Genomic DNA, 20,444 nt, shown 5'->3' with positions numbered 1-20,444 from the left:
TTCTATTGTAGAAAAGTGAGGTGTAGAAAATGAATTTACCTTGTTGTTTAGAACATGTTGAATTAGCGTTAGATATTATTGTGGATGAGTGTGAAGTCGCACCAGTTATCAACAATGTGGATAACTTAGAAAAAGAGAAAAAAACATGTGAATTTTGTCAAAATGAGGCGACATATGTTGTATCGAACACAGATTCTCACACAATATGTGGGTAGTATTTGTGGATATGTGGATAAGTTTTGTGGATAACATGTTTGTAAGGTGGAGGATACGTGTGAATATCTCGATTATTTCAATTGGGAAATTAAAAGAAAAATATTTGAAACAAGGTATAGCAGAATACTTAAAACGATTATCTGCATACGCAAAAGTAGAAGTAATTGAATTACCTGATGAAAAGGCGCCAGAAAATTTAAGTGAAGCAGAAATGTTAATTGTAAAGGAAAAAGAAGGTATACGTATACTCGATAAAATTTCTGATGACACGCATGTGATTGCATTAGCTATAGAAGGAAAGCAAAAGTCATCAGAAGAATTTGCGGTAAGTCTAGATCGCCTTGCTACATACGGAAAGAGTAAAGTCGCATTTGTAATTGGTGGATCACTTGGACTAAGCTCAGAAGTGATGAAGCGTTCAAATGAATCACTTTCTTTTTCAAAGATGACATTACCACACCAATTAATGCGATTAGTGTTGCTTGAGCAAGTCTATAGAGCGTTTCGGATTAATCGTGGAGAACCGTATCATAAGTAATGTATTCTATGTAAAACACTGATATTATCATATTTATTTTATTATGCCTATAATTGGAGGCTATGTGAATGGTAAGTGATCAGACGAGATATTCTAGACTCGCAAATATAACAAAAATAATAAATACGAAATTAGAACTACGTGACGTATTGCAGCGTGTGACAATGGCGATATCAGAGGAAATTGTTAGGTGCGATGCTGTTGGAATTTATTTACCCCAGGAAGATGGAACATTTAGAGGGTTTGCAGGAAAACCAGAGACTATAAATGGCGTAACGCTCGATACTCAAGTAATTGATCCTGAAATAGACTTACTGGCAAAAGAGGTTATTGAAACGAAAAAAACCATCTATATTCCTGATACCTCAAAGGATCATCGACCAGATCCGAGACCGGTTAATGCATTCAAAATTAAGTCCTTATTAGCTTTGCCTATCTCATTTGGGCAAGAGTTATTTGGTCTAGTTTTTTTATTTGATTATGGAATTCCGATGAACTTAACAGATTCAGAAATTCAAAGTGTTGAAGCTTATGTAAATATGGCTGCGGTTGCAATTCAAAACACAAATAATTTAAAACAAAAGGAAAACCTTATTGCTGAGAAGCAGCTGTTACTAAATGTTACACGTGATTTATCAATGTGTTCCTCGATACAGGAGAGTTTTGATAAATGCTTTTTTTACCTAGAACAGATTTTAGAGAGTAAAAATATGACTGCCCATCTTCTAGATCCGCTAGATAAAACAACAATTAAAACAACGAAATTAAGTAAGGGCTGTCATTGGACAGAAGCGGATTGGACAGAGAAAAGCTATGAAGCCAAGATTCAAGAAGTTATTCAAACAAAAAATATAGATAGTAAGGGTCTATTGATGATTCCATTGGTTTCAATTGGAGAAGTATTAGGGGTAATCGTCGTTGGCAAAGAAGGAAAAGCTCACAATTATGATCATTCTCAACTTCAACTAGCAAAATCTATCGTTGATGCCACAGCCCCTACGTTTTCGAATTTGTCATATATGGATCAACTAGAAAGCATAGTGGAAGAGCGAACGAGAGAGCTAGCTGCTGCTAATGAAAAAGTTACAAGTGTGATTGAATGTATTACGGATGGATTTTTTATTTTAAATAATAAATGGGAATTTACGTACGTAAATAAGCACCAATATTTTCCGCAAAGAAAAACAGCAAAAGATGTATTAGGAAAGAATATATGGGATGTTTTCCCGAGTGAAATCGACACAGTTATGTATAAGGAATTTCATCGTGCGATGTCAGAGCGAACTACAGTTCATTTCGAATTTCTTTCTACTGCAGATGAATATTGGCACGAAGTTATTGCATACCCGTATGATGATGGTATTTGTTGTATTTTTAAAAACATAACGGAAAAAAAGAAATATGAACAGGAATTGAAAAGATTATCCAACATAGATTTAATAGGGCAAATGGCAGCAGGTATCAGCCATGAAATTAGAAATCCAATGACAACAGTACTAGGATTTTTACAGTTATTAAAAGAAGAGAATACCTATGAGAAACATAATAAGTACTTTCATTTAATGATTGAAGAACTTAACCGTGCCAATTCTATTATTACTGAATTTCTCTCAATGGGTAATACAAGGAAATCGGATTTGCAGATGTTAGATTTAAATTCAATTATCCGCGATATTATTCCTTTAATAAAGATTGATACGTACAATCAAAATAAATATATTCAAGTCGATACAAATGACATTCCAGAATTACTTTTAAATCGTAATGAAATACGGCAATTATTAATGAATCTATATCGTAATGGCTTAGAAGCGATGAATACAGGGAAAGTTCTAACCATTAGCACTTACAAGGAAGGTCAAAATTGTGTGGTGCTTGCAGTGCGGGATCAAGGAAAAGGTATCAGGCCTGAAGTATTAGAGAAACTGGGTACGCCGTTTTACACGACCAAAGATAATGGAACTGGATTGGGGTTAGGTGTATGTTATGCCATTGCTGCCCGCCATAATGCAAAAATAGAAATTCAAACAGGATCGGAAGGCACTACCTTTTTTGTTAAATTTAATTATGAAAATAATAAAAAATAACCTTATTTAGAATAGTTACGATGAACCGTATCATAAATAAATTTATTCTTTGCATATAAAAGGATAAAAAGACCATTGGACAAAAATTACCGATGGTCTTTTAAATATTATTAGATGGTATGTAGATTTCCTAAAATAAGTATGTTTCTATTTCCATAAAAATATGCTGTAATATGAAGAGGAAAAAGTATAAGTAGTTAGAGAAGTGAGGAATTAAAGGTGAAGAAGTTTAAGAAGTTTTACTTGGAGATTACGAGTGTATGTAATCTTGCGTGTAGCTTTTGTCCGCCGACGGAAAGGCAGAAGCAATTCATTTCTGTGGAGGATTTTGCTAAAAGATTAGACCAAATTAAACCTCACACAGACTACATTTATTTGCACGTGAAGGGTGAGCCGTTGCTCCACCCGAAAATAGATCAACTATTAGACTTAAGTCATGAAAAAGGGTTTAAAGTTAATATTACAACGAACGGAACGTTAATTAATAAGAGAAGACATAGGCTGTTAAATAAGCCTGCGTTAAGACAAATGAATTTTTCACTGCATAGTTTTGATGGACATCCAGGTTCGCAAGATAAAGAGGGCTATGTAAGGAGTATACTTTCCTTCATTAGGGAAGCGACAAGTCAATCAGATTTAATTGTATCGTTAAGGTTATGGAATTTAACTCAGGATAATAAAACGAATGCTGAAATCCAGAAAAATAGAGAGTTATTATCTATAATTGAAAATGAATTTGATCTATCTTATCAAATTGAAGAGAAGCTTACACCAGGAAAAGGTATAAAAATTGCAGAACGTGTCTTTATTAATCAAGACTATGAATTCCAGTGGCCAGCATTACATGAAGAAGAGGATGATGGGAAAGGATTCTGTCATGGACTTCGTAATCAAGCGGGTATTTTAGCGAATGGAACAGTTATTCCTTGTTGTTTAGATGGTGAAGGGATTATTAACCTTGGGAATATTAATAATGATTCATTTTCTAACATTATCGAAGGTGAAAGAGCAACAAACATTGTCGATGGATTTTCGAAAAGAGTTGCGGTTGAAGAGCTTTGCAGGAAATGTGGATATCGCAAACGGTTTGGGAAGTAAATATGAAATAAGCCCTCATAAAGCGAGGGTTTATTTTTTATACTTGATAAGAATGCTCTAATTTATCAATTAATGAACCAACGTAAGAAACAGCTTTACGGATTGCATCTGGTTTTGACATATCTACTCAGGCATGTTTCATTGTACCACCAGCGATCAATAGCAGGTTGTCCTTCCTCTTTAATCATTTGAGCTACTGCAGTGGATGCAGTGTGTGCTGCCTTTTTTGTAGTATTTCTAGTAACGATTTACGGAAAGGTTCAAGTTTTGTTTCTTCAGTTAAATATTTTTCAATTGTTCCTTCGCCGAATGAGAGGATTTCATTATGAATAAAGGATAGTGCAGTATGTACTTTCGTCCATAAAGCAGCAATTTTGGAAGAGTTCGCTTGAATACTTGGATTTGTACGATCAGTAGATTCTTTTAAATTTGCATATGAGTACAGTTTTGTTAACGTCATTAAAAGTTCTTCTTCTAAAAGTAGGCAATTTAATAAAGTATGGGAGCTAGTATGTAAATGTCCTTTAAATGAATCAAGTTTCTGTATATCATTTTCCAATGCGTTTAATGCAGTATGCTATTCGGCATCAGAATTATACAAATCGGATAAATCCCATGTTAGTTCAGCAGGTACCTCTGCGCAATTAAGACGATTTTCTATTACATTTTTCAAGTCGTATATACTCCTTCTTAAGACTATCTAAAAATATAATGATAAAAAATTCAGTTAAATTAAATTTTTTTTCATTTTTATATACAAAAAAGAAGGACAAGCATGAAAATACTTGTCCTTCAAGTTAATTTAAGAATTAATATACTTTGTCACCATTGAAAATCGAGTTTTTCACGACAACATAATCTACAGTACGAATAGCATCTAATTTTGTTCCACCAGCGTAAGAGATAGAAGATTGAAGATCTTGTTCCATTTCGATTAACGTATCTTCTAAAGAACCTTTATGCTCAACGAACATTTTCTTACCTTCAACGTTTTTCTTCTCACCCTTTTGGAATTCAGAAGCAGAACCGAAGTATTCTTTATAAAGTTTGCCATCTCTTTCAATTGTTTCCCCTGGAGACTCTTCGTGACCAGCGAATAGAGAACCGATCATGACCATAGTTGCCCCAAATCGAATAGATTTAGCTACGTCGCCGTGTGTACGAATACCACCATCAGCGATAATTGGTTTACTTGCAGCTTTTGCACACCAGCGAAGTGCAGCTAGCTGCCAACCACCAGTTCCGAAGCCTGTTTTAATTTTAGTAATACAAACTTTACCAGGTCCAATACCAACTTTTGTTGCATCGGCACCAGCATTTTCTAATTCTCTTACCGCTTCTGGAGTTCCAACGTTTCCAGCGATAACGAAGCTCTCTGGTAAATGTTTTTTAATATGTTGAATCATGTTGATCACAGCATTAGAATGACCGTGTGCGATATCAATCGTGATATATTCAGGTGTCAGTTGCTCAGCAGCTAATTGTTGTACGAATTCATATTCGTCCTCTTTTACACCAACGCTGATAGAAGCGATTAATCCACGTGATTGCATATCTCTAATGAATGAGATTCGTTTCTCTGGTTGGAAACGATGCATGATATAAAAGTAGTTATTCTCAGCTAAATAAGTTGCAATTCTTTCATCAATAATCGTTTGCATATTTGCAGGTACGACAGGTAATTTAAATTTATGTTTTCCTAAAGTGACAGTTGTATCACATTCAGAGCGGCTATTTACAATACATTTTGCAGGAATTAATTGAATATCTTCATAGTCGAATACGTTTTCCATCATTTACACCCCTAAAATACGAATATTTTATTTTTATTAATTAAAAATGTTCGTCCATAGGATAATTTACATTATTTTTATTAAGAAGTCAAAGAATTTCTTAACATTTTTTGAAAAAGTAGATTTTATACCTGAAAAATAACGTTAAAAACGAATTTAAAACGTTTTTTTATTTTTATTGTTCGTTTATGAAAAAGGTTGAAAAATTAAGATAATTACACAAGGTTGTATGTATTCTTTTTATTTTTTTGGAGTGGATGTAGGATACTATGAAAAGGTTAATGCTAACAATGCAAGCAAAAGATGTTATCAAGTAGTTGAACAATATATGAAATGAAAAGGTTTGTTTCTATATAAAAAGATGAATCTGGCATGATTCACCTTTTTATGTGAGGTTTCAAGTATAATAAGTAGGGTGATAGTAACGTATACAAAAGATAAAAAAGAAAATAATACAGAATAAAATGAGGTTAATATATGAGTAAAAAAAGTTTTTCTGATTATAAATTAAGTAAGGAAATTGTAAGGGCACTTACTGGGTTAGGGTATGATCATCCAACAGAAGTACAAGGTGAGGTTATTCCAGTTGCATTACAAAAGAAGGATCTTGTTGTGAAATCCCAGACTGGAAGTGGAAAAACAGCTTCATTTGGTATTCCACTTTGTGAAATGGTGGAGTGGGAAGAGAATAAACCACAAGCATTAGTTTTAACACCAACGAGAGAGCTTGCGGTACAGGTAAAAGAAGATATTACAAATATAGGTCGATTCAAAAGGATTAAGGCTGCGGCAGTTTATGGGAAATCTCCATTTGCACGTCAAAAATTAGAATTAAAGCAAAAGACACATATTGTAGTTGGTACTCCTGGTCGTGTGTTGGATCATATTGAGAAGGGTACCCTTTCTTTAGAGTGTTTGAAGTATTTAGTTATTGATGAAGCAGATGAGATGCTAAATATGGGCTTTATCGATCAAGTAGAGGCAATTATTGATGAATTACCTAAAAAAAGAATGACGATGTTATTTTCAGCAACACTTCCAGAAGATGTTGAGAAATTGTCTCGTACATATATGAATTCACCAATTCATATTGAAATTAAAGCAGCTGGGATTACGACGGATAAAATTGAACATACTCTTTTTGAGGTGATAGAAGACGAGAAGCTTTCACTACTTAAAGATGTAACAACGATTGAGAATCCTGATAGTTGTATTATTTTCTGTCGTACACAAGAAAATGTAGATCATGTATATAGACAATTAAAACGAGCTAACTATCCTTGTGACAAAATACATGGTGGTATGGTACAAGAAGATCGTTTTGAAGTCATGGATGATTTTAGAAAAGGAAAATTCCGTTATTTAGTAGCAACAGATGTAGCTGCGAGAGGAATTGATATTGATAATATTACACATGTTATTAATTATGATATTCCACTTGAAAAAGAAAGCTACGTACATCGTACTGGAAGAACGGGACGAGCTGGAAATAGTGGAAAAGCTATTACATTTATAACACCATATGAAAATAGATTTTTAGAAGAGATTGAGGAGTATATTGGATTTGAAATTCCAAAGGCAATTGGACCTTCAAAAGAAGAAGTTATGAAAGAGAAAGCTGCATTTGAAGAAAAGATACATGCTAAACCAATTATAAAGAAAGATAAAAATGCAGATATCAACAAAGGCATTATGAAGCTGTACTTTAATGGCGGGAAGAAAAAGAAAATTAGGGCGGTAGATTTCGTCGGTACAATTGCTAAAATTAAAGGTGTTACAGCAGAAGATATAGGTATTATTACGATACAAGATAATGTTTCTTACGTTGAAATATTAAATGGAAAAGGACCACTCGTCTTGAAAGTCATGAAGACTACAACGATTAAAGGGAAACAACTAAAAGTTCATGAAGCAATTAAGTAAATAAAAAACTATCCACTTTAATAGGTGGATAGTTTTTTATTTATGATTCTTTTAAATCATCCACTAGTTGCTCCGCTAAACGTCTATACATATTACTCATAGTGACGAAGGATGTTAGTAGTAGAAATTTTTCTAGCTTTGTATCTTCTAAGGAAGAAATCTCATTTACTTCTGTAACACGGTTATTTACGTCTTGTTTAAAGCTTTCGACATTGCTTTCAGTAAGAGCAAGATAATTTTTGTATAACGTATTTAATTCGAATGAATCATCATTTAATAAGGAGTCATTTATAGTTTCTAATGAACTTTTTATGTCGTTAATGGAGAGAGCTCCCTTTAATTGATAAATTAGGCTAATTAAAATCATATGCTCTTTTGAATACTTTTTATTTTTGATAGGGATGAATAGTTTCCCTTTTGCGTAATTATTAATCATCGTTTTTGTTAATACTTTTTCATCATCAGTTCTCGTTGTATCTGCATAAGTATTCTCAAATAGTTGGACAACTTGGTCTACATATAAGTCAACATTTGGAATATCCTCAAGTTTAATGTTTTTTTCTAAATGTAATGTCTTAAGTAATTCATTTATATTTTCCACGTAGAATCCCTCACTTTTATAACTTAGTGGAACTTAATGTTTAATATATCTTTAAATATGGTATTACGAAACAAATGAATTGTAAATGTTGACCTCAAAAAGAAATGTGTATATAATTACATGTAGTTATCAAAACTACATGTAATTATATGAGGGGTGTTATTATGAATGCTTATGTAAGGGAACCAGTTAATGCATTTACTCACTTAGGTGGAGCGATATTATCATTTATTGCGTTATTAGCTATGCTTGTGAAAGTTTCTATCAAGATGCCATCATTTGCCGCAATTACAGCTGTTATTTTATTTGGTATTGGAATGATGGTCCTTTATACGGCGTCAGCTGTATATCATAGTGTTGTGGCCAATGAACGTGTTATTTACTTCTTTAGGAAGCTAGATCATTCTATGATTTTTATATTAATTGCAGGTACATATGCACCCTTTTGCTTAATTACATTAAATTCAGCAAGTGGTTTACTATTATTTTGTTTAGTCTATGCAACTGCGATTTGTGGCATTGTATTTAAAATGTTTTGGTTTAATTGTCCAAGATGGTTATCGACAGCAATTTATATTACGATGGGTTGGTTAATTGTTTTATTCTTTGCACCGTTAGCTGAGAATTTAAGTACAGGAGGCATTATTTTCTTAGTACTTGGGGGCATTTTTTATACAATTGGTGGATTTATTTATGGAACAAAGCCAAAATGGTTAGAGTTTAAATATATGGGGCATCATGAAATTTTTCATGTTTTTGTATTATTAGGTAGTCTTGCGCATTTTCTAAGTGTATATTGTTACGTAATTTAATAAAAAAACGCCACATAATAAAAATTATGTGGCGTTTTTTTATTACCCAATTAGAATCGTATATGTTATAAAATTATTATGGGATAAAATGTAAGTTTCTGTGTTCGCATGTTAAACATAGGATAAGAAATATGTGATATACTTTGAGAAGTTTATAATGAATGAAATATGGAGGACTATAATTATGGCAATACTTGTAACAGGTGGAGCAGGATATATTGGTAGTCATACATGTGTAGAATTACTAAATAGCGGTTACGAAGTTATAGTAGTGGATAATCTTTCGAATAGCTCGGTAGAATCTATAAATCGAGTAAAAGAAATAACAGGAAAACAATTTAAGTTTTATAAAGAAGATGTTTTAAATCGCGAAGCGCTTGACGCAATTTTTGAAGAAAATTCAATTGAAGCAGTTATTCACTTTGCAGGATTTAAAGCTGTAGGGGAGTCAGTAGCGATTCCATTAACATATTATCATAACAACATTACAAGCACGTTAGTGCTATGTGAAGTAATGCAGAAACATAATGTAAAGAAGATAATCTTTAGTTCATCTGCAACTGTATATGGTATCCCGGAAACGTCACCGATTACGGAGGAGTTTCCATTAAGTGCAACAAATCCATATGGTCAAACGAAATTAATGATTGAGCAAATTATGCGTGATGTAGCATTTGCAGATGCAGAATGGAGTATCGCATTACTTCGCTATTTCAATCCATTTGGTGCACACGAAAGTGGGCGTATCGGAGAAGATCCAAATGGAATCCCAAATAACTTAATGCCATATGTAACGCAAGTAGCGGTAGGTAAGTTAAAAGAATTAAGCGTATTCGGAAATGACTATCCAACGAAAGATGGAACAGGAGTCCGTGATTACATCCATGTTGTGGACTTAGCAAATGGTCACGTAAAGGCGCTTGAGAAAGTACTGAGTACAACAGGAGTAGATGCTTATAACCTGGGCACAGGCATGGGCTATAGTGTACTAGAGATGGTTGAAGCGTTTGAAAAAGTTTCGGGCAAGAAAGTTCCTTATAAAATTACAGAGCGTCGCCCAGGTGATGTGGCAGTATGTTTTGCTGATGCATCGAAAGCAAAGCGTGAATTAGGCTGGGAGGCAACACGCGGATTAGAAGAAATGTGTGCTGACTCTTGGAAATGGCAATCAAATAATAAAAATGGCTATTTAGAAGTTTAAGGATGAATATAAAAAAATGACCTTTGCATAAAAGCAAGAGGTCATTTTTTATATTCATTTTCTACTAAGTTTATTAGCGAACCTAGAAAAGAACGTTCGCTGTTTTAAATGATATGATTTTACAATATCTTATGCTAGAAGGTAGTAGAATGAGATAGAGTAATGTATTATTTTATTAATTTTTTATGGGAATTGAAAGCGTATTATTGAAATGTATTCCAACACTTGTATCATTGCTAGAGTACGTTTATAATCAAGGAATCCTAGTTCATGTTTTGATAGGATTATTTATTATTGAAAGCGTTTTAAGTTCACTCCTTTTTTTGAGGTAGGAGGTCTGACTTATTTAGATGAAAAATTATGTATGTAGTTTTAAATGGGAAGAAAAATAATATAAGTATCATTTTATAGTGTGGGGAGGTTAAAAGTGTGAAAGGTAAAGATTTTCACACGAATATATATGGGTTATGTAGGATTATTACTTTCAGGGGCAGCTTTATTTTTAAATAGTCTTGTTATATTAGGGAAAGCAGAGATGAAAAGTGCGGGTGTTTTTAATTTATTTGTGGGTGCACTACAAATTATTATTCCGTTTTATTTGATTATGATTTCTGACCAAAGCAATTGGACAGTGTATTCATATGCGGCTACTTTCTTATTTGGATTAACTTATTTATATGTAGGTGTTACTTTTATAAAAGGAATGGATAGTAGTGGTCTAGGATGGTTTTGTATTTGGGTAGCAATTATAGCCTTATTCTATATGGTTGTTTCATTTGTTCAATTCCATGATGTTGTTAATGCGTTAACGTGGTTTATGTGGGCATTACTTTGGTATTTATTCTTTGTATTAAATACACAAAAGAAGAACATTAATCAATATCTTGGAAGGATTGCCTTCGTACAATCATGGGTAACATTGACTTTACCTTCACTCTTTTATTTTATGGGAGTGTGGGGAGAGGGATTCGTATATGAATTATGGGTTTATGTATCTGTAATTTCTATTTTATACTTCTGTTATTGTATTTATAAATATCGAGTACGTTAATATATTATCTGTATAAAGGCATGGAATCGTTAAACGAATTCCATGCTTTTTATATGTTAGCACTTATAATAGAGAGGTAGTATTTTACAATTTGCTAAAGTGGGGATGATGAAGTTGAAAAAAGTATTGGTGCTAGGGGGAACAAGATTTTTTGGTAAACATTTAGTAGAAGCACTTTTGCAAGAGGGGCACGATGTAACGATTGCGACGAGAGGAATTACGGAAGATTCTTTTGGCAGTAGAGTAAAAAGACTTATTGTAGATAGGGAAGATGAAAAACAACTAGCAGAGCGTCTAGGAGATAAAAGTTATGATATTGTATACGATAATTTATGCTATAGCTCGAATGCAGCGAAGGTAATATGTGAAGTGTTACGAGGGAAAACGAAGAAATATGTTATGACATCTTCAATGGCCGTCTATGAACCTGCCCTAAGCTTATCAGAAGAAGACTTTAATCCGTACGAGTATGCAATCGCGTATGGAGATAGGAATGACTTCAATTATGGTGAAGGAAAGAGATTAGCTGAAGCCGTTGTATTTCAACATGCAACATTCCCGGTCGTTGCAGTGCGTTTTCCAGTTGTTATTGGAGAAAATGATTATACGAAAAGGTTACAATTTTACGTTGAATGTATTGTGAACCAAAAACCTATCGTTGTGGATCATGTAGATGGAACTTTGTCATTTATACATGAAAAAGAGGCAGGAGAGTTTCTAGCTTGGTGCGGAATGGCAAATGTGAGAGGACCAATTAACGCCTGTAGTAACGGAGTAGTTTCTATGGAAGAAATTATTCATTTCATAGAAGAGAAGACAGGAATAAAAGCACTCATTCAGAAAGCTGGGGGAAATATAGCTCCTTATAATGAGGTAACTAACTGTACGTTACATAATGGAAAGGCTCGTGAATTCGGATTTTTGTTCCGAGAGCTGAAACTAGAAATAAAAAATATTTTAAAACATTATATAAATACAATGAAGTAATCATAAATCCCCCGGTGGCAATCCGGGGGATTCTGGAGGATTTCGACAATACTGATTTTACATTACCAAATTTACCTTATACGTACGACTAATGTTTTTGTGATTGAATTGCTTGTAAATACTTCTCGTTTACTTGGTCCCAGTTTACTGTATGCCACCAGTTGGTAACAAACTCTGGGCGCCTATTTTGATACTTTAAATAATAAGCATGTTCCCATACATCAATTACGAGTAAGGGGATTTTCCCTTCTTGCAAAGGCGTATCTTGATTTGGTGTACTCATAACAGAGAGTTCCTCACCGTCAAGAACAAGCCATCCATAGCCACTTCCAAAACGACTAATAGCTGCTTTGGAAAGTTGATCTTTTAAGTTGTCAAAGGTATTGAAATAATAATCAATTACTTTTGCAACGTCTCCATTAGGCTCACCGCCACCTCGTGGGCTCATCACTTCCCAAAAAAGACTATGACAATAGTGACCACCACCGTTATTTCGTACAGCTGTAACAATTTCCTTCGGTAAAGCATCTAAATTACATAGCAATTCTTCTAAAGATTTATTATGTAATTCAGTATAATTTTCTAAAGTAGCATTTAAATTGTTTACGTATGTCGCATGGTGCTTTCCATGATGAATGGCAAGTGTATTGCTATCAATATGTGGCTCTAGTTCATCATAGTCATATGAAAGCTTTGGCAATTGAAATGAAGACATAACATTCCCTCCTTTCGACTTAAAAAGTTGGTCTAGGTAAAAATACTTTACCTGAGTCAAAAATACACCCATTTTCCATATAAGTCAATAGTAATTCCATTAATTTTCTGAAAAATATTACAATAAAAGTAACACTCTCACTTTCATTTGTGACTCCTATCCTTTTTGCTTATACTGTAAAGTAGCAGGGTTTTGTTGAAATAGAAGGAGATTGTTTATGAGTAAAACGAAACAATTAATAGAGGAAGCAAGTAATTTTATTACGATTTGTTATAAGGAGCTTCATAAAGAACAATTGATAGAAGAACGTATAAAAGAAATTCAAATTGAGATAGAGAAGACAGGGACATATGAGCATACATTTGAAGAACTTGTTCATGGTTCACGAATGGCATGGCGTAACAGTAATAGATGTATTGGAAGACTATTTTGGAGTAAGATGCACATATTAGATGCGCGCGAAGTAAATGATGAAGAGGGTGTATATAATGCATTAATTCATCATATTAAATATGCAACGAACGACGGAAAAGTTAAACCAACCATTACGATTTTTAAGCAATATCAAGGTGAAGAAAATAATATAAGAATTTATAATCACCAATTGATTCGATATGCAGGATATAAAGCAGAAACGGGAGTGATTGGTGATTCTCATTCCGCTACATTTACGGACTTTTGTCAGGAGCTTGGTTGGCAAGGAGAAGGTACGAATTACGATGTATTGCCACTTGTGTTTTCTATAGATGGAAAAGCGCCTATATATAAAGAAATTCCGAGAGAAGAAGTAAAAGAAGTGCCAATTGAACACCCGGAATACCCTATTTCATCACTTGGAGTAAAATGGTATGGTGTTCCAATGATTTCAGATATGCGTTTAGAAATTGGCGGTATTTCTTATACAGCCGCTCCGTTCAATGGATGGTATATGGGAACAGAAATTGGGGCGCGCAACTTAGCAGATCATGATCGTTATAATTTACTTCCGGCTGTTGCGGAGATGATGGATTTAGATACATCGAGAAACGGTACCTTATGGAAAGATAAGGCGCTAATTGAGTTAAATATTGCCGTACTACACTCCTTTAAAAAACAAGGAGTTAGTATTGTTGATCACCATACTGCTGCACAACAATTTCAGCAATTTGAGAAGCAAGAAGCTGCTTGTGGTCGTGTTGTAACAGGTAATTGGGTATGGCTTATTCCACCATTATCTCCAGCTACCACCCACATTTATCATAAACCGTATCCGAATGAAATTTTGAAGCCAAATTTCTTTCATAAATGATATTTAGTGTAGGTTTTTTCTGTGAAATATAATTTTTTTTAATTACTGTTATGTAGCAAATGGAAGCCTTTACTCTCGGTTATTTTTGGAAGAGGCTTTTTGAACCAAGGAGTTCCTTATGTTATAATCAAATTTCTGTTTCGAAGACCTTATAGAAATATAAGGTCTTTTGTTTTGCTTTTTTATGTAAGAGGAAGAGATTCTTTCTTTTTAATAAGGGATTTGGCATATTTTTAGGGACAACATAAGTATGTGGGAAGTCGATAAAATGTTATGCATATATAATTATTGTGTTTTGGTTTTAAACAATAAAACATAATAAAGTTGTTTTTTTAGATTGCTGAGGAAGGAGGAAGTGTAAATGAGGATGAAGAGTCGAAAAACTGATTGGCCTGTATTTATTATTAGTGGTGGTTCACTTTTATTATTTGTAATTGCAGTTTTTTTGAACAAGGATTATGTAGAGAGTGCGATTAATAAAAGTTTCGCTTTTTCAATTAAATATTTCGGTGCCTTCTGGCAAGTTTTATTATTAGGTACATTTATTGTTGCGATGTGTATGGCGTTCTCCAAATATGGGAGAGTTAAGCTTGGAGGATTAGAAAAACCTGAGATTAGTACGGCAAAATGGCTTGCTATTATTATGTCTACATTACTTGCCGGAGGTGGCGTTTTTTGGGCAGCAGCAGAGCCAATGTATCATTTGATGACGGTGCCACCAATACATGATGGTATATCTGCTGGAACGAAAGAAGCAGTCATGCCTGCTTTAGCACAAAGTTATATGCATTGGGGATTTTTAGCATGGACGATTTTAGGTACAATTAGTGCGGTAGTTATGATGTATGGACATTATCATAAAGATATGCCGCTAAAACCTCGAACGCTTTTATATCCTATTTTTGGGGAAAAATTAAGAAAGAGCCTGCTTGGAACGATAATTGATGCAGCTTCAATTATTGCAGTAGCTGCAGGTACAATTGGCCCAATTGGATTTTTAGGTTTACAAGCAAGTTATGGATTACAAGAATTATTTGGAATTTCTGATGTGTTTACTACTCAATTAGCAATTATTGTTTGTGTGGTGGCCGTGTCTACCATATCGGCAGTAACAGGTATTGATAAAGGGATTCAAATTATAAGTAATTTAAATGTTAGATTAGCAATTGTATTAATGGCATTCATATTACTATTTGGGCCAGGTGGATTTATTATTGATTCGTTTGTTTCTTCGTTTGGATTTTATGTAAATGAATTTATACCGATGAGCACATACCGTGGTGATGCAAGTTGGTTAGGATCTTGGACAATCTTTTTCTGGGGATGGTTTATTGGATACGGACCAATGATGGCAATTTTAGTGAGTCGAATTTCAAGAGGGAGAACGATTCGAGAAATCATCGTTGCAATTGGAATTATCGCACCTATTATTACAACGTTTTGGTTTACTATATTAGGTGGATCAGGCGTGTTTTATGAGTTGATGAATCCTGGGTCTATCTCGGACGCATTAAGTGAATCTGGTATGCCGGCAGCTATGATTGCAATTACAGGACAATTGCCACTTTCTAATATTATTGGACCAGCATTTCTTTTATTAACAATTTTATTTGTAGTGACAACAGGGGATTCAATGGCGTATTCCATTTCAATGGCAGTGACTGGAGACGGAGATCCTAGAATTAGTTTGCGAATTTTTTGGTCGCTTATTATGGGCGCAGTTGCAGCAATTCTTTTATATATGGGTGAAGGAAGTATTAATGCGCTACAATCGTTTATCGTGGTGACGGCAGTTCCGGTATCAATTTTGTTATTCCCAATGCTATGGTTAGCGCCTAAAGTTGCGGGAGAATTAGCATTAAAACAAGGTATTGTAAAAGAAGAAGATAAAACTGCATTCTTATTTCAGAAGGCTAGTAAATCAAAATAAATAAAAACGTAAAAGAGGAAGCATCTTAAATGAGATGCTTCCTCTTTTACGTTTAATCTAATACTTTTCCCTTTGTTTCTGGTACACATAGTAGCATTGTAATTAACCCGATTGGGTAGATGATAAAAATCAAGGACAATGCTCCAAGTAGGTTGCCACCTGTAGCGAGTAAGCCAATAATAACAGGCCCAAATCCAGCTAACCCACGTCCTGTACCGAAAATAAAGTTTTCAGCGGTAGAGCGAGCTTCAGCAGGATAGTTTTCAGCTAAAATTGCCCCAAATCCTCCCATCATTCCATTTGCAAAGAATCCAAGCAATGCACTTCCCCATAATAATAATGTTGAATCTGTGAATAAGAAGAAGTAAATGAGACAGTATACTGTACCGCCAATATAATAGATTGCAAAAGTTTTACGGCGACCAATTTTATCAGCTAGAATACCAAAGATTGCAATTCCAATTAGCATACCGATGGTAGAAATGAACATCCAGCCACTTGCTTTTGCTAATGTATAGTTATATTTATTTGCTAAAATAGTGGGCATCCATGTGAAGATTCCGTAATATCCGAAGTTTTGGATAAACGACATAATAATAAGACCAATTGTTGTAATTGTTACTTTTTTATTGGCAAATAACTTTCGAAGTGGGAATTTTTTTATATGTTTTAGTTGTTCTGCTTCAGTAGTTGTTAATTTACCTGTAGCTTCTTTTTGCAACAGTTCCTTTTTGTAGCGTTGTTTTTGCTCCCATATTTTCGGTTCACTTAAACTTTTACGGACATAGACAGCTAGTAAAGCTGGAATTAATCCAAATAAGAAAACGGCTCTCCATCCAAAGTGTGGGACAATAAATGCTGGAAGGAGTGAAGCAATCAGTACACCAAATTGCCATCCAAGTGCAACAACAGATGTCGCTTTAGCTCGCATTTCTTTAGACCAGGTTTCTGTTACGATGGCCATTCCGATTCCGAATTCACCACCAACTCCCATTCCAACTAAAAAGCGCAGAATTAATAATTGCCAGTAGTCTGTTGCGAAATAAATGAGTGCGGTTGCTAGTGAAAACAGTAAGATTGTGAAGGCCATTGTACGAATACGGCCAAATAAATCAGCAATAAATCCAAATAAATAAGAACCAATTAACATCCCTATTGTGGTAGCTAATGTTAAGTTTCCACCTTCAACAGGACTTAAGTGAAACTCTTTTAAAATATAGACAAGTACGAAAGATAATAGCAACATATCTAAACCTTCTGCTGCATATCCTAGCGCAGAACCAAATAATGTTTTATATCTTTTCGCTTTCGTCTCCTCTGTTGTTTGTTGTACATCAGTAGTGACGTTCATTATTACTCCTCCTTATTTTCTACAGTCGCTATGGAAGAATAACAAAAGGCCTTCTCACCTGATATGATGAGAAGGCCAAAAAAGCATACGTATCCCCCAAAAAGAACATACGTATATTATATTCCGACTTCCTTCTCAACCTCACGGGGTTGGGTTAAAGGACTGTATTATATTACTTTATTTTTAGCACTCTTCTATTGTATTGTCAAATAAAGAGGAAGTTATTATGTGTAAAATATTTCAAAAAATATTTCGTTCTTCTTGACGCCGACTTCATTATTTTCCCATAATAAAACTAACTAAATAAAAAGGAATGAATCAAAGATGCTAAATTTAGTACTCATGATGATTGAACGAGTCGGACTTATAGTTATTTTAGGATTTTTACTCTCTCATATTAAAACTTTCAGACGCCTCCTTCATAAACAGGATGGCTATGTAGATAAGCTGAAGCTTATTTGTATTTTTTCGGTATTTACAATTGTAAGCAATTACACTGGGATTGAAATAGCAGGAAATACGATTATGAATGAAAACTGGTTACAAGGTGTTTCTTCGTCAAGTACAATTGCGAATACGCGTATTATGGGTGTCGGTATTAGCGGCTTACTTGGTGGCCCTATCGTAGGGGTTGGAGTAGGATTTATTGCTGGTATTCATCGTTATATGCTTGGTGGTACGACAGCGCTAAGCTGCGCAATCTCTTCTATTTTAGCGGGGATTATAACTGGTTATATTGGATATATTTTCAAAAAATATAATCGTACAATTACTCCTAAGTTTTCAGCAGTTTTAAGTGTTTTTATCGTATCTTTAGAAATGCTAATGATTTTATTAATTATAGAGGATGGAATTAGCGTTGTGAAAACAATAGCGATACCAATGATTCTTGTAAATAGTTTTGGAAGTTTTATTTTACTTTCTATGATACAAGCTATTTTGCGTCAGGAGGAGAATGCAAAGGCACTTCAGACTCATAAAGTATTACGTATTGCAGATAAAACGTTACCGTATTTCCGCCAAGGTTTAACAGAAGAATCATGTAAGCATGTGGCACAAATTATTCACCGTTTTACAGGAACAGATGCGGTATCCTTAACAGATACAGAGAAAATATTAGCTCATGTTGGATTAGCATCAGATCACCATATTCCTTCACATAGTTTAATAACCGGTTTGTCGAAAGAAGTGTTAAACACAGGGAAAATAATGAAAGCGAAATCACGTGAGGTTATTAATTGTCAACATGAAGGCTGCCCTTTGCAAGCGGCGATTGTAATTCCACTAACTTCGCATGGAAATACGATAGGGACATTAAAACTCTATTTCAAAAATCCTAACCAGTTAAGTCGTGTGGAAGAGGAATTAGCAGAAGGGTTAGCAAAAATATTCTCCACGCAGTTAGAGTTAGGAGAAGCTGAGTTGCAAAGTAAATTACTTCAAGATGCGGAGATAAAAGCATTACAAGCGCAAATTAACCCACACTTTTTATTTAATGCGATTAATACAGTATCAGCTTTATGCCGAACAGATGTAGAAAAAGCAAGGAAGTTATTATTACAGCTTAGCGTGTATTTCCGTTGTAATTTGCAAGGGGCACGTCAGTTATTGATTCCACTAGAACAAGAATTAAACCATGTACAGGCATACTTATCACTAGAACAAGCAAGGTTCCCAAATAAGTATGAGGTAAAGATGTATATTGAAGATGAGCTAAAGACAACTTTAGTACCACCATTTGTTCTTCAACTATTGGTTGAAAATGCATTGCGACATGCTTTTCCGAAGAAGCAACCAGTATGCGAAGTGGAAGTGCATGTTTTTGAAAAAGAGGGTATGGTTCACTTTGAAGTAAAAGATAATGGACAGGGAATTGAGGAAGAACGTTTAGAACAATTAGGAAAGATGGTAGTTTCGTCAAAGAAAGGGACTGGAACAGCTTTATATAATATTAATGAACGTCTTATTGGGTTATTTGGGAAAGAAACGATGCTTCATATTGAAAGTGAATTAAATAAAGGGACGGAGATTACCTTTATTATTCCAAAAAAAGTAGGGGAGGAAGAGCCGGGTGTTAAAAGTATTAGTAGTTGACGATGAAATGTTAGCACGTGATGAACTAAAGTATTTATTAGAGAGAACGAAAGAAGTTGAGATAATTGGTGAGGCTGATTGTGTGGAAGACGCATTAGAAGAACTAATGCAAAGTAGACCAGATATTGTGTTTTTAGATATTCAATTATCCGATGATAACGGATTTGAAATCGCGAATATATTAAAGAAGATGAAAAATCCACCTGCAATTGTATTTGCTACTGCCTATGATCAATATGCGCTGCAAGCATTTGAAGTAGATGCGTTAGACTACATTTTAAAACCATTTGATGAAGAGCGTATTGTGCAGACATTAAAGAAGTATAAAAAACAAAAACAAGCGCAAATAGAAACGAAGCACGAAATAAAGGGGACAGATGTAACAGCAGAGATGCATAAATTAGCATTACCAATTGAAGAATCAATCGTACTTGTGAATATTGAAGATATTATATATGTAGGGCTTGTAGATGGGAAAGTAACAGTAAAAACAATGAGGGAAACGTATGTAACACATGATACACTTGTAATTTTAGAGAAGAAGTTACCGCAAGCAAGCTTCATGCGCGTACACCGTAGCTTTATTGCGAATATTAATCATATTACTGAAATTCAGCCATGGTTTAATTCTACTTATAATTTAATCATGAAAGAAGGATCGAAAGTACCTGTTAGCCGTACATATGCAAAAGAACTCAAGAAGCTGCTTCGTATTTAAGAAGCAGCTTTTGTATTTCATCCTTTTATATTTGTAACTGA

17 protein-coding genes and 1 pseudogene are annotated in these 20,444 nt (G+C 34.3%); 13 read left to right on the top strand and 5 right to left on the bottom strand.

The genetic code is table 11. The features are described 5' to 3' along the window. Positions 1 to 29: 29 nt before the first annotated feature. From AB6801_RS25545 to AB6801_RS25530, 4 genes are all read left to right on the top strand, one after another. Positions 30 to 215 carry a CxxH/CxxC protein gene (locus AB6801_RS25545; RefSeq protein WP_001052824.1) on the top strand — a complete coding sequence of 62 codons (186 nt, stop codon included), beginning with the start codon at positions 30 to 32 and terminating at the stop codon, positions 213 to 215. A 59-nt stretch (positions 216 to 274) separates the two neighbouring features. Next, on the top strand, positions 275 to 754 hold the full coding sequence (gene rlmH, locus AB6801_RS25540) for a 23S rRNA (pseudouridine(1915)-N(3))-methyltransferase RlmH (RefSeq protein ID WP_001027003.1): 480 nt from the start codon (positions 275 to 277) through the stop codon (positions 752 to 754). 68 nt (positions 755 to 822) lie between these two features. Continuing rightward, positions 823 to 2,841 (top strand): GAF domain-containing sensor histidine kinase, encoded by a 2,019-nt coding sequence (locus tag AB6801_RS25535; RefSeq protein ID WP_000253111.1) that lies wholly within the window; start codon positions 823 to 825, stop codon positions 2,839 to 2,841. A 219-nt stretch (positions 2,842 to 3,060) separates the two neighbouring features. After that, a complete protein-coding gene (locus AB6801_RS25530) occupies positions 3,061 to 3,939 on the top strand; it encodes a radical SAM/SPASM domain-containing protein (RefSeq protein WP_000713633.1) in 879 nt (292 codons plus the stop codon). Between the two features lie 202 nt (positions 3,940 to 4,141). Here AB6801_RS25530 and AB6801_RS25525 read toward each other — a convergent pair. Continuing rightward, positions 4,142 to 4,612: pseudogene (locus AB6801_RS25525) on the bottom strand (oligoendopeptidase F); the annotation flags it as partial. Between the two features lie 136 nt (positions 4,613 to 4,748). After that, a complete protein-coding gene (gene guaC, locus AB6801_RS25520; protein ID WP_000432447.1) occupies positions 4,749 to 5,732 on the bottom strand; it encodes a GMP reductase in 984 nt (327 codons plus the stop codon). 477 nt (positions 5,733 to 6,209) lie between these two features. Between guaC and AB6801_RS25515 the strand changes: the two genes are divergently transcribed. Then, on the top strand, positions 6,210 to 7,655 hold the full coding sequence (locus AB6801_RS25515; RefSeq protein WP_000039341.1) for a DEAD/DEAH box helicase: 1,446 nt from the start codon (positions 6,210 to 6,212) through the stop codon (positions 7,653 to 7,655). A gap of 40 nt (positions 7,656 to 7,695) precedes the next feature. On the opposite strand, the gene AB6801_RS25510 is transcribed toward AB6801_RS25515, so the two are convergent. Beyond that, positions 7,696 to 8,256 carry a DUF1836 domain-containing protein gene (locus AB6801_RS25510; RefSeq protein ID WP_000427884.1) on the bottom strand — a complete coding sequence of 187 codons (561 nt, stop codon included), beginning with the start codon at positions 8,254 to 8,256 and terminating at the stop codon, positions 7,696 to 7,698. A 164-nt stretch (positions 8,257 to 8,420) separates the two neighbouring features. Here AB6801_RS25510 and trhA point away from each other — a divergent pair, with 164 nt between their 5' ends. The 4 genes from trhA to AB6801_RS25490 all read left to right on the top strand — a co-directional run bounded on the left by trhA (position 8,421) and on the right by AB6801_RS25490 (position 12,307). After that, complete coding sequence (gene trhA, locus AB6801_RS25505; RefSeq protein ID WP_000995363.1) at positions 8,421 to 9,068, top strand: PAQR family membrane homeostasis protein TrhA; 648 nt, start codon at positions 8,421 to 8,423, stop codon at positions 9,066 to 9,068. A gap of 184 nt (positions 9,069 to 9,252) precedes the next feature. Further along, positions 9,253 to 10,269 (top strand): UDP-glucose 4-epimerase GalE, encoded by a 1,017-nt coding sequence (gene galE / locus AB6801_RS25500; RefSeq protein WP_000996548.1) that lies wholly within the window; start codon positions 9,253 to 9,255, stop codon positions 10,267 to 10,269. Positions 10,270 to 10,729: 460 nt separating this feature from the next. Further along, the gene (locus AB6801_RS25495) at positions 10,730 to 11,320 is read left to right on the top strand and encodes an AmiS/UreI family transporter (RefSeq protein ID WP_000542569.1); all 591 of its coding nucleotides are present in this window, start codon (positions 10,730 to 10,732) and stop codon (positions 11,318 to 11,320) included. 105 nt (positions 11,321 to 11,425) lie between these two features. After that, on the top strand, positions 11,426 to 12,307 hold the full coding sequence (locus AB6801_RS25490) for an NAD-dependent epimerase/dehydratase family protein (RefSeq protein ID WP_033668094.1): 882 nt from the start codon (positions 11,426 to 11,428) through the stop codon (positions 12,305 to 12,307). A gap of 88 nt (positions 12,308 to 12,395) precedes the next feature. On the opposite strand, the gene sodA is transcribed toward AB6801_RS25490, so the two are convergent. Next, positions 12,396 to 13,022 (bottom strand): superoxide dismutase [Mn], encoded by a 627-nt coding sequence (gene sodA, locus AB6801_RS25485; RefSeq protein ID WP_000094035.1) that lies wholly within the window; start codon positions 13,020 to 13,022, stop codon positions 12,396 to 12,398. Between the two features lie 217 nt (positions 13,023 to 13,239). Here sodA and AB6801_RS25480 point away from each other — a divergent pair, with 217 nt between their 5' ends. Both AB6801_RS25480 and AB6801_RS25475 read left to right on the top strand, forming a co-directional pair. After that, positions 13,240 to 14,310, top strand: a complete 1,071-nt coding sequence (locus tag AB6801_RS25480) for a nitric oxide synthase oxygenase (protein WP_000047619.1) — start codon at positions 13,240 to 13,242, stop codon at positions 14,308 to 14,310. Positions 14,311 to 14,671: 361 nt separating this feature from the next. Continuing rightward, positions 14,672 to 16,240 carry a BCCT family transporter gene (locus AB6801_RS25475; protein ID WP_097995093.1) on the top strand — a complete coding sequence of 523 codons (1,569 nt, stop codon included), beginning with the start codon at positions 14,672 to 14,674 and terminating at the stop codon, positions 16,238 to 16,240. 52 nt (positions 16,241 to 16,292) lie between these two features. Here AB6801_RS25475 and AB6801_RS25470 read toward each other — a convergent pair whose 3' ends face one another. Then, positions 16,293 to 17,591 (bottom strand): MFS transporter, encoded by a 1,299-nt coding sequence (locus tag AB6801_RS25470; RefSeq protein ID WP_048568683.1) that lies wholly within the window; start codon positions 17,589 to 17,591, stop codon positions 16,293 to 16,295. Positions 17,592 to 17,915: 324 nt separating this feature from the next. On the opposite strand from AB6801_RS25470, the gene lytS reads away from it, so the two are divergent. Beyond that, positions 17,916 to 19,685: a two-component system sensor histidine kinase LytS gene (lytS, locus tag AB6801_RS25465; protein WP_000933590.1), complete on the top strand. Its 1,770-nt coding sequence runs from the start codon at positions 17,916 to 17,918 to the stop codon at positions 19,683 to 19,685. After that, a complete protein-coding gene (locus AB6801_RS25460; protein ID WP_000921840.1) occupies positions 19,663 to 20,403 on the top strand; it encodes a LytR/AlgR family response regulator transcription factor in 741 nt (246 codons plus the stop codon). Before lytS ends, AB6801_RS25460 begins: the two co-directional genes overlap by 23 nt. Positions 20,404 to 20,444 lie beyond the last annotated feature (41 nt).

Origin of the sequence: Bacillus sp. RCC_6_1 (assembly GCF_041360755.1) — a bacterium.
Classification (GTDB): domain Bacteria; phylum Bacillota; class Bacilli; order Bacillales; family Bacillaceae_G; genus Bacillus_A; species Bacillus_A cereus.
The sequence above is the reverse complement of the archived record's forward strand: the minus strand, read 5'-3'. Positions and strand labels throughout refer to the sequence as shown.

Bases quoted from the DNA above. Each gene is read 5' to 3' on its own strand.
- AB6801_RS25545 (WP_001052824.1), top strand. From the start codon at position 30: ATGAATTTACCTTGTTGTTTAGAACATGTTGAATTAGCGTTAGATATT.
- AB6801_RS25535 (WP_000253111.1), top strand. From the start codon at position 823: ATGGTAAGTGATCAGACGAGATATTCTAGACTCGCAAATATAACAAAA.
- guaC (WP_000432447.1), bottom strand. From the start codon at position 5,732: ATGGAAAACGTATTCGACTATGAAGATATTCAATTAATTCCTGCAAAA.
- AB6801_RS25515 (WP_000039341.1), top strand. From the start codon at position 6,210: ATGAGTAAAAAAAGTTTTTCTGATTATAAATTAAGTAAGGAAATTGTA.
- trhA (WP_000995363.1), top strand. From the start codon at position 8,421: ATGAATGCTTATGTAAGGGAACCAGTTAATGCATTTACTCACTTAGGT.
- galE (WP_000996548.1), top strand. From the start codon at position 9,253: ATGGCAATACTTGTAACAGGTGGAGCAGGATATATTGGTAGTCATACA.
- AB6801_RS25495 (WP_000542569.1), top strand. From the start codon at position 10,730: ATGGGTTATGTAGGATTATTACTTTCAGGGGCAGCTTTATTTTTAAAT.
- AB6801_RS25490 (WP_033668094.1), top strand. From the start codon at position 11,426: ATGATGAAGTTGAAAAAAGTATTGGTGCTAGGGGGAACAAGATTTTTT.
- sodA (WP_000094035.1), bottom strand. From the start codon at position 13,022: ATGTCTTCATTTCAATTGCCAAAGCTTTCATATGACTATGATGAACTA.
- AB6801_RS25480 (WP_000047619.1), top strand. From the start codon at position 13,240: ATGAGTAAAACGAAACAATTAATAGAGGAAGCAAGTAATTTTATTACG.
- AB6801_RS25475 (WP_097995093.1), top strand. From the start codon at position 14,672: ATGAGGATGAAGAGTCGAAAAACTGATTGGCCTGTATTTATTATTAGT.
- AB6801_RS25470 (WP_048568683.1), bottom strand. From the start codon at position 17,591: ATGAACGTCACTACTGATGTACAACAAACAACAGAGGAGACGAAAGCG.
- lytS (WP_000933590.1), top strand. From the start codon at position 17,916: ATGCTAAATTTAGTACTCATGATGATTGAACGAGTCGGACTTATAGTT.